The organism is uncultured Nevskia sp. (genome assembly GCF_903885465.1).
Taxonomy (GTDB): Bacteria; Pseudomonadota; Gammaproteobacteria; order Nevskiales; family Nevskiaceae; genus Nevskia.
This window is the reverse complement of sequence record NZ_CAISIQ010000245.1, coordinates 1-13,424: the sequence shown is the minus strand read 5'-3', so window position 1 is coordinate 13,424 and position 13,424 is coordinate 1. Positions and strand designations below refer to the sequence as shown.

The following is a 13,424-nucleotide window of genomic DNA, read 5'->3' as shown; positions in this document are numbered from 1 at the left end:
TTCGTCTCCGAACACGCCAAGGTGCCGGTGATCAAGCATCTCGACGGCAACTGCCACGTCTATGTCGACCATGAGGCCGATCTCGACAAGGCGGTGTCGATCGCCGTCAACGCCAAGACGCAGCGTTACGGCACCTGCAACACGATGGAAACCTTGCTGATCGATGCCCCGATCGCCGCCAAGCTGCTGGAACTGCTGGCGCCGATCTACAGCGGCCACGACGTGGAACTGCGCGGCTGCGAACGCACCCGCCAGATCCTGCCGCAGGCCAAGGCCGCGAAGGCCGAAGACTGGGATACCGAATACCTCGCACCGATCCTGGCCGTGAAGATCGTCAACGGCATCGACGATGCGATGGACCACATCGCGCGCCACGGTTCGGCGCACACCGATGCGATCGTCACCGAGAACTACACGAAGGCGCGCCGCTTCCTGCGCGAAGTCGATTCCAGTTCGGTGATGGTCAACGCCTCGACGCGCTTCGCCGACGGCTACGAATACGGCCTCGGCGCCGAAATCGGCATCTCCACCGACAAGTTCCACGCCCGTGGCCCGGTCGGCCTCGAGGGCCTGACCTCGGTGAAATGGGTGGTGCTCGGAGATGGCAATGTCCGTTGAGCAAGCCGCATGACGGCTCGCGCTTGAAGCCGCCACGCCCTGAATGAAAGCGATCGGCTTCTTCGGCGGCACCTTCGCACCGATACACAACGGCCACCTGCGGCTCGCGATCGAGCTGCGCGATCTGCTCGGCCTCGACTGCGTTCATCTCACCCCGAGCGCCCGCCCGCCGCATCGCGCCGCCCCCGGTGTCAGTGCCGAACGGCGGCTGGAATGGGCACGGCTCGGCGTTGCCGACGAGCCCGGTCTGATCGTCGACGACCGCGAACTGCGCCGCGCACGCGCGCAGCAGCATCCGTCATACACATTCGACACGCTGGCGGCGCTCAAGGCCGAAACGCCGGACACACGCCTCCATCTGCTGCTCGGTGACGACGCCGCCAACCGCCTGCACACCTGGCACCGCTGGCGCGAACTGTTCGACCTGGCGCACCTCGTCGTCGTCCAGCGTCCGCATCCGGCCGATGTCCCGGCCGCGGAGCTGGCCGAGTTTCTGCATGACCGGACGGTGGCGTCGGTCGAAGCGCTGAGTCGTCAGTCTGCCGGCCTGTGGCTACCGGTCAGCCTGCCGCCGCTGGCGATCTCGGCCACCCGCATTCGAGCTTTGCTGCAAGCCGGCCGCAGTGTTCGCGGTCTGGTGCCTGAAGCTGTCATCCGTTCCCTGACCCCCGAGGACGTTCGCGCACTCACCATTGATGAAGACAAAGACCCCGCCCATGACTGAAAAAGCCGCTGTCAATTCCCACGCCTCGTCGACCGAGCTCGGCGCGCTGGCCGTCACTGCCCTCGAAGACCTCAAAGCGGTCGACATCAAGGTGCTCGACGTCTCGAAGCTGACCTCGATCACCGACATCATGGTGATCGCCACCGGCACCTCGAACCGCCACGCGGCTTCGCTGGCGCACAGCGTCATCGACAAGGCCAAGGAAAACGGTCACCGGCCGGTGGGCGTCGAAGGCCTGAACGAGGGCGAGTGGGTGCTGGTCAACCTCGGCGGCGTCATCATTCACGTGATGCAGGCGCAGACGCGCGCGTTCTACCAGCTCGAAAAGCTCTGGGACTTCACCCAGCGCGAACCGGCCGTGCGCAGCGCCTGAAGCGGTTCGCAGCGAGGGACTAGCCGATGCGCATCCGCCTGATCGCGATCGGCACGCGGATGCCGGACTGGATCGCGTCCGGCTACGAGGATTACGCGGCCCGGCTGCCGCGCGAGCTGAAGCTGGAACTGGTTGAACTGGCGGTCGAGCATCGCGGCAAGAATGCGGATATCCCGCGTCTGCGCGAAGCCGAGGGCGAGCGCTTGCTGAAAGCGGCCGGCGAAGCCCGGATCATCGCGTTCGATGAGCACGGCACGCAGCCGGATACCGTCGCCTGGTCGAAGTCGCTGAAAGCCTGGATGCAGGATGGCCGCGATGTCGCGCTGCTGATCGGCGGGCCGGATGGCCATGCGCCTGCGGTGCTGGCACGAGCCGATGCCAAATGGTCGCTATCGAAGCTGACCTTTCCGCATGCGCTGGTGCGAGTGATCGTCGCCGAGCAGTTGTACCGAGCCTGGAGCCTGCTCAACAACCATCCGTATCACCGCGCCTGAGCGTCCGATCCAAGACCTCAGCTACCGCGCAGGCCGCCAGCCAGCACCGCCGCCGAGATACCGCGCTGCGCGAGCAGGAACGCCGCCACCGCACCTCGACGGCCGGTATCGCAGACGCAGACCTGCAGCCGCTGACAATCCAGGGTCGACGCCTTCAATCGCAGCAGCCTCAGCGGCAGATTGACGCTACCGGACAGATGCCCCGCTTCGTATTCGCTGGGCAGCCGCACATCCAGCCATTGCGCTACGCCGGCCTGAACCTGCGCCTTCGCCGTCGCCCGATCGAGCCGGACCAGCAGAGGCTCGTTCAGCAACTCCTCGAAATCACGCCGAGCCAGGCGTTTAAGCGTGCCCGCCGTCAGCATCGTTGCGCTGGCATTGCGCGGCAGGCCGGCGATCAAGGCTTCCTCGCCGAAGCAGTCGCCAGGACCGAACTCGGCCAGGGTCAACGTCTGCTTGCTCATGCCGCGATGGACGATCCGGCAGCGGCCTTCGACGATCACGTAGAAGTAATCGCCCGCTGCGCCCTGCTCGATCACCACCTCGCCTTCAGCGACTGCGATCGTATCCAGCCGCTGGAACAGCGCCTGCAGATTCGCCGGCGGCAAGCGCTGGAACGATGGCCGCTGCAGCAGCCGGGTCATCCAGTCATCGGCCGTCACTTCGCTGATCGCCGCGACCTCGCAGGCAACACCCTGCTCCCAGGTCAGCAGCACATCGAGCAAGCCAGCGTCGACCACCAGCACTTCGACCGGGCCGACGCACACAGCCGATACATCGACCGCCGGCGGCGCCGACAGACACTGCTGCGCCCGCGCCTCGCCGGCCTTCACATCGACCAAGGTCCAGCCATTGGCATCGCGCAGGCGCACCTGGCCGCGCAGCAGATACCAGGCCTTGGTCTGCGTCTGTCCAGCCCGGAACAGCACGCTGCCAGCAGGATGCGCATGAATGGCCGCCTGCTTGGCGAGCCGCTGCAGAGACTCCGCGGCGAGCGCGCTCATCGGCACGAAGCCGGCCAGCAGTTCAGGGCCGACCGATTGAGCGGAGGTCTGCGATTGGGACATGTCCGGACCCATCAGACCCTTGAACGAATGTTGGGAAATCGAAAGGTGCAAGGACTCGCGGCGATGGCTTGAATCCTTGCACCCTTGGCCGAAAGCAGCGGTCTACTTCGCGGCCGGCTTGGCGCTTGCTGCGGCCTTGCCGCCAATCGACAGACTGTCCTTGTTCTTGGAGATCGTCGCGGCGCCGATGCCCGGCACCTTCTCCAGATCGTCGACACTCTTGAACGGCCCGTTCTTGGTCCGGTACTCGACGATCGCCGCGGCTTTCGCCGGGCCGACGCCATTCAACGTTTCCAGTGTCTTCGCATCGGCGGTATTGACATCAATCGATGCCGCCCAGACCAGCGACGAGAATGCGAGCACCACGCCAGCCAGAATTCCCTTGAGGATTTTCATGATCAACGCTCCCTTGCATGTGTGACGGAGGATTGCGTCGATGGAGGCGACTTCCGACTCTGCTCCCGTCCGGCGCGGGCCAATACTTGGCTCTCAAGGATCGGAAAACAGTGATGCAGCTCACATTAAAATCCGATCGCCAGGCGATCTGTGATCTCGATAACGCTTGCGCGTGTTGCTCTGAATCGAGCTCAGCCGCGATCGCGTGCGCTGGCAGCATGCGCCTGCAGGCCTTCGGCGTCGGCGATGGTGCCGGCGATATCGGCCAGCACTTTTGCGCCGGCCGGCGTGACTTCGATCAGGCTCGAACGCTTCTGGAATTCATAGACGCCGAGTGGATTCGAGAAGCGCGCCGCGCGCGAAGTCGGCAGCACATGGTTGGGGCCTGCGCAGTAGTCGCCGAAAGCTTCCGGCGCATGACGGCCGAGGAACACTGCACCGGCATGGCGAATGGATTCCAGCAACGCACGCGGCTCGGCGACTGACAACTCCAGATGTTCCGGCGCAATCCGATTGGAGACTTGCGCAGCTTCGGCAAGATCGCGGACCAGGATCAGCGCACCACGGCCGGCAATCGACTGACGAACGATATCGGCACGCGGCAATTCGGCGAGACGCGCGTTCATCGCCGCAAACACCGCGTCGAGATGCTCGGCACTCGGGGAGATCAAGATGCTCTGGGCGACTTCGTCGTGCTCGGCCTGGCTGAACAGATCCATCGCGATCCAGCGGGGATCGGTCAGGCCATCGCCGATGACGACGATCTCGCTCGGGCCGGCAATGGAGTCGATGCCGACTCTGCCGAACACCAGGCGCTTCGCCGCAGCGACATAGGCATTGCCGGGGCCGACGATCTTGTCGACGGCCGGGATGGTCGCGGTGCCATAGGCGAGCGCGGCAATCGCCTGCGCACCGCCGATCGTGAACACTCGATCGACACCCGCGAGATGGGCGGCACCGAGCACCACCGGATTCACTTCACCACCGCTCGCCGGCACCACCATGATCAGTTCGCCAACGCCGGCGACCTTGGCCGGGATCGCGTTCATCAGCACGCTGGATGGATACGCCGCCTTGCCGCCGGGCACGTAGAGGCCGGCACGATCCATCGCGGTGACTTTCTGGCCAAGGCGATTGCCGTGGGCGTCGCTGAACTCCCAGCCTTCGAGCTTCTGGCGTTCGGCGTAGGCGCGGATGCGTTCGGCGGCAGCTTCCAGCGCTGCACGCAGTGCCGGTTCCAGCGAATGCCAGGCGGCTTCACGCGCTGCCTTCGGGATTTCCAGTTCGGCAGCCGAGGCGATGCTGCGACGATCGAAGCGATTGGTGTAATCGACCAGCGCGGCATCACCGCGAGCGCGGATGTCGGCAATGATGTCGGCGACCACGGCGGTGACTTTCGGATCGGCTTCCGGCGCGCGATCGAGCAGCGCGCCGAGCTTCGCGTCGAAGTCCGCAGAGCTCGAATCAAGCCTGTTGATCTCAAGCATTGGCGACCGCTCCAACGAAACGATCAAGCAGCGCGCGGATCGCCGCGTGCTTCATCTTCATCGCCGCCTTGTTGACCACCAGACGCGCGCTCGACGTGAAGATGGTTTCGATCTCGACCAGACCATTGGCGCGCAAGGTGCCGCCGGTGGCGACCAGATCGACGATGACATCGGCAAGGCCCACCAGTGGTGCCAGTTCCATCGAGCCATACAGCTTGATGACCTCGACCTGTTCACCGAGCGTGGCGTAGTAGCGGCGTGTCACTTCCGGGTACTTGGTCGCCACTCGCAGGCGGCGGCCAAAGTTGTGACGCGGATTCTTCACCAGCGGCGAATCGTTCTTGGTCGCGACACTGAGGCGGCAGACCGCGAAGCCGAGATCGACCGGCTCGTACAAGGCACCACCACCGTGTTCGAGCAGGATGTCCTTGCCGACGATGCCAAGATCGGCGGCGCCGTATTCGACATAGGTGGGCACGTCGGTCGGGCGGACTTCGAGCAGTTCCACGCCCGGATCCTGGGTGGGAATGCGCAGCAGCCGGCCGGCGTCAACGGACGGCGCAATGCCCACCGCGTTCAGCAGCGGCAGGCAGTCGTCGAGGATGCGGCCTTTCGACAGGGCCAGCGTCAGGGAAGTCATGGCAGCGCGGGAGCACAAGCAGCTTGGAATAAGCCCCACATTGTAATAGCCGCTGCCGGCACCCGCTTGCATGCAGCGCTGGCTCGACGCAGGCTCGGGGCGACGATGAGCCCCGATCGACCATGACTTACCACGCGACTGTCGGCATCCGCCGCTACGTCTTCGCCTCGCTCGCAGAACTGCTGGCGAAAGCCTCACCAATGCGCTCCGGCGATGCGCTGGCCGGCGTTGCGGCGGCCAGCGCCGAGGAGCGAATGGCCGCACGCTGTGCGCTCGCCGATCTGCCGCTGACCGCTTTCCTCGACGACGCGCTGATCGCCTACGAAACCGACGAAGTCACGCGGCTGATCGTCGACACGCACGACGCTACGGCCTTCGCGACGCTGCGCAGTCTGACTGTCGGCGGCTTCCGCGACTGGCTGCTGTCCGATGCCGCAAGCAGCGCCGTGCTGGCCGCCGTCGCAACGGGCATCACGCCGGAAATGGCGGCGGCGGTGTCGAAGCTGATGCGCAATCAGGATCTGATCCTGGCAGCGAAGAAGATGCACGTGGTCACCGCGTTCCGCTCGACGATCGGCCTGCCGGGAAGGCTGGCGATCCGCCTGCAGCCGAACCATCCGACCGACGATGCCCGCGGCATCCTCGCGGCGACCTTGGATGGCTTGATGTACGGCGCCGGCGATGCCTGCATCGGCATCAATCCAGCGAGCGATGAACCGGCCAAGTTGCGAATGCTCTGGGACATGCTCGATGCGCTGATCGCCCGCTACGAGATTCCGACCCAGAGCTGCGTGCTGGCCCATGTCACGCGGCAGATCGAAGCGATCGAGCTTGGCGCGCCGGTCGATCTGGTGTTCCAGTCGGTCGGCGGGACCGAAGGCCTGAACAAGAGCTTCGGCATCAATCTGGCGCTGCTGCGCGAAGCGCAGGAAGCGGCGCTGAGCCTGAAGCGCGGCACCGTCGGCAACAACCTCATGTACTTCGAGACCGGCCAAGGGGCGGCACTTTCGGCGAACGCCCATCACGGCCTCGATCAGCAGACCTGCGAGGCGCGCGCCTACGCCGTCTGCCGCGCCTTTCAGCCATTGCTGGTCAACACCGTGGTCGGCTTCATCGGCCCGGAATATCTGTTCGACGCCAAGCAGATCATCCGCGCCGGACTGGAGGATCACTTCTGCGGCAAGTTGCTGGGCCTGCCGATGGGTGTCGACGTTTGCTACACCAATCACGCCGAAGCCGATCAGGACGACATGGATACCCTGCTGACCGTGCTCGGTGCCGCTGGCGTCAACTACGTGATGGGCGTGCCGGGCGCCGATGACGTGATGCTCGGCTACCAGAGCACCAGCTTTCACGACGGCCTGGCTCTGCGCGAAATGCTCGGCCTGAAACATGCGCCGGAGTTCGAAAGCTGGTTGCAGCGTCTGCAGTTGATCGATGCCCAGGGCCGGCTGCAGGACACGCGCAGTCTGCAGGCGCTGCCTCTGCACGAAGCGATCAATCAACTCGGCGACGGACTGAAGCGATGAGCGAACTGCCGAAGCCCGTTGCCAGCGATGCACTGGCCCCCGCCGATCCCCCAAACGATCCCTGGACCGAGCTGCGCAGCCTGACACCGGCCCGCATCGCCCTCGGCCGCAGCGGCGCTTCCTTGCCGACCCGCGAAGTGCTGGCCTTCGGCATCGCTCACGCTCAGGCCCGCGATGCGGTGCATGCCGCACTCGATGTCGATGCTTTGGCAAGCGCACTGCAGCCGCTGGGCCTGCCGATCATCCGGACGCAGAGCGCAGCAGAAACCCGCAGCGCCTATCTGGCACGACCGGACTGGGGACGCAGGCTATCGCAGGATGCGCGCAGCGCTCTGGAAGCGCTGGCCCGCAGCGATGGCCCCGACGTGCTGCTGGTGATTGCCGACGGCCTGTCGGCCGTGGCGCCGCAGCGACATGCATCGGCGCTGATATCGGCGCTGCTGCCACAGCTCGACGGGCTGCGGATCGGCCCGCTGGTGATCGCGACGCAAGCCCGCGTCGCGCTGGCCGATGGAATCGCCGAAAGCCTGGGCGCCAAGCTGGTCGTCTGCCTGATCGGCGAGCGGCCGGGACTGTCCTCGCCGGACAGCCTCGGCGCCTACATCACCTACGCGCCCAAGGTCGGCACCACCGACGAGGCGCGCATCTGCATCTCCAACATCCGCCCCGAAGGCTGCGCGATCGGCGATGCGGCGGCCTTGATCGCCGCCAGCCTGCACGCAGCGCTGGCGGTGCGGCGATCCGGCGTGGCCCTGCGCGAGCCGTCCAAGGCGCTGGATGGCGACGCTTCGACGGCAGCGGCGCTCAGCGATCAGAAACCGTAGCGGACCGTCGCCGATACGCTCGCCGGCGGGCCGTAGTACAGGTTTCCGTATTCATCGATCACGTAGTACTTCTTGTCGAGCAGGTTCTCGCCGTTGAGCTGCACAGACAGCTGCGAGGTCAGCCGGTAGCGCGCCATCAGGCCGAGCAGCGAATACGCGCGCTGACGAACTTCGCTGAAGCCGCTGGGGCTTTCGACGCTGACGTGGTTCTCGGATTGCCAGTTGACGCCGCCGCCGATGGTCAGGTCCTGCAGCGCGCCGCCCAGCCGGTAAGTGGTGAAGGTGCGCACCAGGGTGCGCGGAATGTAGCCCTTGATCGTATTGCCGTCGCCGTCTTTCATCGCGTAATGCGACACACCAATGGACAGGTTCCAGTCCTTCATCAGCTGGCCGCTGATGTCGGCTTCGACGCCGCGGGTGCGGGTGCCATCGACCTGCAGATAGGCCTGGCGGCGGCGGGTCTCGTCATCGAGCACGAAATGCCCTTCATCGATGATGGCGGCGTTGTCCTGGCGTGTGTCGAAGAAGGTCAGCGCGGTGTTCAGGCGGCTGTCGAAATGCGAGCCCTTGATGCCGGCTTCGACGCTGCGGCCGTCGAGCGGATCCAGATACTGTCCTTCCCGAGTCAGGTTGTTCTGCGGATTGAAGATCTTGGTGTAGCTGGTGAACAGCGAGAACTGCTGGCTGATATCGAGGATGGCGCCGGCGTACGGGGTCAGCTTGCGGAAGTTCTGGACGTCGGCCTCGTTGGCGCCGTAGAGGTCGAAGCGATCGCTTTTCCAGCTGCTGTAGCGCGCGCCGAGAATCACCCGCAGCGGATCGGCCAACGACAGCCGCAGCGCTGAATAGGCCGCGGACTGACGCGTGCGGTCGCGGACCACGAGGGAGCCTTCGGTAGCGAATTCCGGCTGCGGAGTAGAGCCGTCCCATTTGAAGAAATTGCCCGGATCGGCGATCTCGCCGGGCGCGAACTCATCGGTATCCAGACGCAGCCAGGAGCCGAGCGCGCCGAGCACGAACTCGTGCTTGCGCCCAAACAGATCGAACTTGCCGTTCAGGTAGGTATCCACCGAGGTCTGCCGGTTGGCGTCGTTGGCACGGTAGGCGAACGGCACCAGTCCTTCGCCGGTGACCGGGTCGGGGAAGCCGTACAGGTAATACAGATTGGACTGGCCGTCGACGATGCGGCGCTGCGCCGTGGTGCGCAGCGTCCAGCCGTTGTCGAATTCATGATCGAACTGCGCGAAGCCATTCTGGGTCCGGATGTTCCAGTAGCTGGACTGAGCGGCAGTAGTGACCGATCGCTTCCAGTCGGTGCGCGTGCCATCGCTGAAGAACAGCGGGAACGAACCCCAGGTGTTGGCCTGCGGCAAAGTCTGCTGATAACCGTAACCGACGCTGAGCCGCGTCCTTGGTGCCAGATCGGCATCGACGACGCCGTAGAACACGGTCTTCTCGTTGCTGTACAGGTCGGTGTACGAATCGGCGTTCTGATAGACGCCGACCACGCGCGCCCGGATCGTGCCCGAACGGTTCAGCGGCGTGCTGATATCGCCGACGGCGCGGTAGTTGTTCCAGGAGCCGGCAACGAAGGTAGCCTCGCCATCGAAGCTGCGGCTGTCGGCGTGCTTGCGCACCAGGTTCACGGCCGCAGACGGACTGCCGGCGCCGGTCAGCAAGCCAGTCGCGCCGCGAACGATTTCGATGCGCTCGAACAGCGCGGTATCCAGGGTGGCGTCGACGGCACTGGTGTTCTGGTCGCTGGCCACCGGAATGCCGTCGTACAGCGTGTTGTCGACCAGGAAACCGCGCGAGGTGAACACCACTCGCTCGCTGTCGTAGGCGTAGGAATAAACGCCGGTGGTGTTGTCGAGGACGCTGCGCAGCGACTGCAGATTCTGATCATCCATGCGCTGCCGCGTGATCACGGTGATCGACTGCGGCGTGTCACGCAGGCTCAGGTCCAGCTTGGTTGCCGAGTGACTTTCCTCGACGGTGTAGCCCGGCTGCGTGCTGGCCGCGACAGTGACCGTACCGAGCACGACCGGCTGCTTGTCCGCGCTGACTGTCTCGGCGGCGGGATCGTCGTCGGCGACGACCCACATCGGCCAGCCGAAGCTCAGGGCGAGCGCAATTGGGAAATGATGACGGCGGGAGCGTGCTGCGGGCATTGCGGAAATCCTTGTCGGGGGCGGTGGTCTGCCTGCCTAAAGGAGCTGCAATGTCGGTGGGTGCAGCGATAGTAGCTGACTGGGTCCGTCGAGCGTCATCTCGAGGTCAGGATTGTCTTCAGTTTCCTGACCGATCCGGGCGGCATCACTGCCGCCCGGAATCGACATCCCGCCGCGGTTTACTCGCCGGCGCCAGGGGCAGCAGCCTTGGTACGGCGCCGCGGTTTCGCGGCGGCAGGGTCAGCCGCGGGATCGGCGGCCACCGGCTCGGCAGCCTTCACCGGAGCCGCCTTCTCCACTGCCTTCGCCACCGCTTTCTTCGGCGCCTGCTTGCGCGGTGCACGCGGCGCGGCTTCGGCTTTCTTCTCGGCCACGGCTGCCGCGGGTGCTACGAAGATCGGCTCGGCTGAAACGACTACGGCGGGTGCCGGCGGCGGCGCAACGACAGGATCGGCCGCGATCGCCGGCTTCGGAATAGCCCAGGACGGCCGGCGATCATCGCGACGCGGCGCCCAATCCTTCTCGCCTTCATGGCTGGCCTGTGCTTGTGGTCTCGGCGCCGGCTGCGAGGGCGGCTGCTGAGGCGGCTTCGGCTGATGCGCACGCGGCTCATGCAGCGGCTGCGGACGTGGCTCGTGCTTCGGCTGTGCGCGCGGCGCTTCGGGCGGCGCTTCGGCGCGAACGTCGGCGATGGCTTCGGCCTTCGGCTCGAACCTGAACTCGGGCTTCGGCTCGAACTTCGCTTCAGGCTTCGATTCCGGCTTGAATTCAGGGCGCGCTTCGATCTTCTGCTCGGGCTTCACATCGCCGCCTTCGCGCACCCGTTTTTCGCGAATGAACAGCGCCCGCGAGCGGCCGGGTTCGCCGCGCTCTTCGACTTCGAACAAGGGAATTGCGGCAATCAGGTCGCTGAGCTTCTTGCGGCCGTAATTGCGCGGATCGAACTCGGGCATGCGCTTGCTGAGCAGGCTGCCAACGGCACCGAGGCCGACCCAGCCATCCTCGTCGCCGGCATCGGCAACCGCTGCGCGCAGCGGACCGAGCAGCGCCGGATCGTCGATCGGCGCACCACGCGCCGGGCGCTCGTCAGCGGACGATGAACCTTCAGCCGGCTTCGATGGCGGACGCGTGTTGTTCGGCTGCACGGGCGCAGGCGGCACCGGCTTGCCACGGCCGGGCGGTGGCACGGCGCGTTCGGCATTGCGCGGCGGCGGTGCTTCGACTGGCGTATCCGGCTCGCCGTCACGCAGCACCTCGACGAAGATGAAGCGGTCGCAGGCGCGCACGAACGGCTGCGGCGTCTTGCGCTCGCCGAAGCCGTAGACGGTGAGGCCGGATTCGCGGATGCGCGAAGCCAGGCGCGTGAAATCGGAGTCCGAGGAGACGATGCAGAAGCCATCGAAACGCTCGGTGTAGAGCAGGTCCATCGCGTCGATGATCAGCGCGCTGTCGGTCGAGTTCTTGCCCTTGGTATTGCTGAACTGCTGCATCGGCTGGATCGCGTGGCGGGCCAGCGTCTGCTTCCAGCTGCCGAGGTTCTGCGTCGTCCAGTCGCCATAGGCGCGCTTGGTGGTCGCGCGACCGTACTTGGCGACTTCGGCGAGCAGGCCGTCGATGCGCTTGGCATTGGCGTTGTCGGCGTCGATCAGGACGGCAAGCTGGGCTTGCGGGGAGGTTTCCATTGTTGTTCTCGTGATTGTTGATCGGCGCATATCGCGCGAGCGGGCGGAGCTTATCCGCTACGGCCCTATTGCAGGACTTTAAGTTCCAGCGGCTTCAATGCCGAGCCGCCGGTGACTGTGCGCCATTGGCCGGCGAAGCTGCCATCGGCATTGCCGAACAGCGTGAATTCGACCAGCAAGGCGTCGCTGCCCGCTTCGGTCTCGAACAGCTTGGCCTTGCCGTTGCGCTGCACGCGGCCTTGCAAGCGGTGATAACGGCCATCTGATTCGCGGGACCAGCTGGCGTCGACACGATCGCCGTCATAAAGGCGCTCGACGACCAGATTGATCTTCTCCTTGTCGATCGTGCCGGCATAGCTGCCCAGCCGCAGGCCCTGCTTCGGCGGCAGCGCACACACGGGTGCTGACGCTGCCGGCAACAGCGCGCAACTACCGTAAGGCCCGAGATCGGGCGCCAGCACAGTAAGCGGCAGTTTCACCTTCAGCGGCCGCAGCACGTCGAGTTCGAGTTGATCGGGTGTCGTGCAGTCCGGGCGTTCCAGCGCCAGATGATCGACCGCCAGCAGCAGCTGGTTATCGGTCAAGGTGTCGCCACGCACGGACGGCAGGCAGTCTTCGTAAACCTCGCGCTGCTCGGATTGCAGATCGTCCTTGGGGTTGAGCGTCTCCTGGAAATCGCGGATGCGCTGCACTCTCGGCGTGGCGACTTGCGTACGCAGGCGGCCATAGCCTTCCGGCGTGAACAGATCGCCGAGCAGGATCGGCAGTCCGCTGGCGACGTCGAAGTTATGCAGGTGCGAAAAGCCCACGCCACCGCGCTTGCCGCTGATGCGGATCGACAGCACCCGGCCGGTGTCGCCGATCACTTCGTAATCGAGCTCGCTCAGCGAACCGTCCTTCGGCAGGATCAGCGCGGCCTTCACATCACGGGCCGGCCGCTGCTGCAGCTCCACCGCGAACAGGTACAGATTGATCGCGCGGAAGTTGGCGCCGTTGCCGGCAAGCTTCGGGAAGCGCAGCTCGGCGCCACCGGTGGGCGATTTCGCCTTGATGCTGTCGATCAGCAGCGGCGCTGCTGCCGAAGCGCTGTTGCTGATCAGTGTCGCTGCGAGCAACAGCGTGCCCAGCGCCTTGATGCCAATGCTCATGTGTCGTCCTCTGACTTTTCCCAGCCGAAGGACGTGCCCTTGGCCTCGTTATTTGACCCGCTGAATCTTCGCGCCCAGCTGACCCAGCTTGGTCTCGATGTGCTCGTAACCGCGGTCGATATGGTAGACGCGGTCGATCGTCGTCGTGCCTTCGGCGGCGATTGCGGCCAGCACCAGCGCTGCGGAGGCACGCAGATCGGTGGCCATCACCGGCGCGCCGGTGAGCTTCTCGCGGCCGGTGACGATCGCGGTATTGCCTTCGATGCGGATG

Annotated in this window: 13 protein-coding genes and 1 pseudogene; 6 read left to right on the top strand and 8 right to left on the bottom strand. The window is 65.3% G+C overall.

The window, feature by feature from the left end; translation table 11 throughout:
• The 4 genes from QZY06_RS09245 to rlmH all read left to right on the top strand — a co-directional run.
• Nucleotides 1-618: glutamate-5-semialdehyde dehydrogenase (locus QZY06_RS09245; protein ID WP_295683220.1), on the top strand; the 618-nt coding region annotated here is incomplete at its 5' end.
• Nucleotides 619-661: 43 nt separating this feature from the next.
• Nucleotides 662-1,342: a nicotinate-nucleotide adenylyltransferase gene (gene nadD, locus QZY06_RS09240; protein WP_295683216.1), complete on the top strand. Its 681-nt coding sequence runs from the start codon at nucleotides 662-664 to the stop codon at nucleotides 1,340-1,342.
• Entirely contained in the window at nucleotides 1,335-1,715 is a 381-nt protein-coding gene (gene rsfS, locus QZY06_RS09235; RefSeq protein ID WP_293388334.1) for a ribosome silencing factor, read from the top strand. Before nadD ends, rsfS begins: the two co-directional genes overlap by 8 nt.
• Nucleotides 1,716-1,741: 26 nt before the next feature.
• Nucleotides 1,742-2,209, top strand: coding sequence for a 23S rRNA (pseudouridine(1915)-N(3))-methyltransferase RlmH (gene rlmH / locus QZY06_RS09230; RefSeq protein ID WP_293388337.1), 468 nt, complete (start codon nucleotides 1,742-1,744; stop codon nucleotides 2,207-2,209).
• A gap of 17 nt (nucleotides 2,210-2,226) precedes the next feature.
• On the opposite strand, the gene QZY06_RS09225 is transcribed toward rlmH, so the two are convergent.
• The 4 genes from QZY06_RS09225 to hisG all read right to left on the bottom strand — a co-directional run bounded on the left by QZY06_RS09225 (nucleotide 2,227) and on the right by hisG (nucleotide 5,799).
• Nucleotides 2,227-3,276: a cyclic nucleotide-binding domain-containing protein gene (locus QZY06_RS09225; RefSeq protein ID WP_295683212.1), complete on the bottom strand. Its 1,050-nt coding sequence runs from the start codon at nucleotides 3,274-3,276 to the stop codon at nucleotides 2,227-2,229.
• A 102-nt stretch (nucleotides 3,277-3,378) separates the two neighbouring features.
• Nucleotides 3,379-3,672 (bottom strand): ComEA family DNA-binding protein, encoded by a 294-nt coding sequence (locus tag QZY06_RS09220; RefSeq protein ID WP_295683209.1) that lies wholly within the window; start codon nucleotides 3,670-3,672, stop codon nucleotides 3,379-3,381.
• A gap of 191 nt (nucleotides 3,673-3,863) precedes the next feature.
• Nucleotides 3,864-5,159: a histidinol dehydrogenase gene (gene hisD / locus QZY06_RS09215; protein ID WP_295683207.1), complete on the bottom strand. Its 1,296-nt coding sequence runs from the start codon at nucleotides 5,157-5,159 to the stop codon at nucleotides 3,864-3,866.
• A complete protein-coding gene (gene hisG / locus QZY06_RS09210) occupies nucleotides 5,152-5,799 on the bottom strand; it encodes an ATP phosphoribosyltransferase (protein WP_293388349.1) in 648 nt (215 codons plus the stop codon). The genes hisD and hisG overlap by 8 nt, the downstream gene beginning before the upstream one ends.
• A 122-nt stretch (nucleotides 5,800-5,921) precedes the next feature.
• Between hisG and QZY06_RS09205 the strand changes: the two genes are divergently transcribed.
• Both QZY06_RS09205 and eutC read left to right on the top strand, forming a co-directional pair.
• Nucleotides 5,922-7,328 carry an ethanolamine ammonia-lyase subunit EutB gene (locus tag QZY06_RS09205; protein WP_295683204.1) on the top strand — a complete coding sequence of 469 codons (1,407 nt, stop codon included), beginning with the start codon at nucleotides 5,922-5,924 and terminating at the stop codon, nucleotides 7,326-7,328.
• Entirely contained in the window at nucleotides 7,325-8,152 is an 828-nt protein-coding gene (gene eutC, locus QZY06_RS09200; RefSeq protein WP_295683202.1) for an ethanolamine ammonia-lyase subunit EutC, read from the top strand. Before QZY06_RS09205 ends, eutC begins: the two co-directional genes overlap by 4 nt.
• On the opposite strand, the gene QZY06_RS09195 is transcribed toward eutC, so the two are convergent.
• The 4 genes and pseudogenes from QZY06_RS09195 to QZY06_RS09180 form a co-directional block, all read right to left on the bottom strand.
• Nucleotides 8,140-10,323 carry a TonB-dependent siderophore receptor gene (locus tag QZY06_RS09195; protein ID WP_295683199.1) on the bottom strand — a complete coding sequence of 728 codons (2,184 nt, stop codon included), beginning with the start codon at nucleotides 10,321-10,323 and terminating at the stop codon, nucleotides 8,140-8,142. The genes eutC and QZY06_RS09195 overlap by 13 nt on opposite strands.
• A 179-nt stretch (nucleotides 10,324-10,502) precedes the next feature.
• A complete protein-coding gene (locus QZY06_RS09190) occupies nucleotides 10,503-12,005 on the bottom strand; it encodes an NYN domain-containing protein (RefSeq protein WP_295683195.1) in 1,503 nt (500 codons plus the stop codon).
• A 65-nt stretch (nucleotides 12,006-12,070) separates the two neighbouring features.
• Nucleotides 12,071-13,153, bottom strand: coding sequence for a hypothetical protein (locus QZY06_RS09185; protein WP_295683193.1), 1,083 nt, complete (start codon nucleotides 13,151-13,153; stop codon nucleotides 12,071-12,073).
• A 48-nt stretch (nucleotides 13,154-13,201) separates the two neighbouring features.
• A pseudogene (locus tag QZY06_RS09180) lies at nucleotides 13,202-13,424 on the bottom strand (UDP-N-acetylglucosamine 1-carboxyvinyltransferase); the annotation flags it as partial.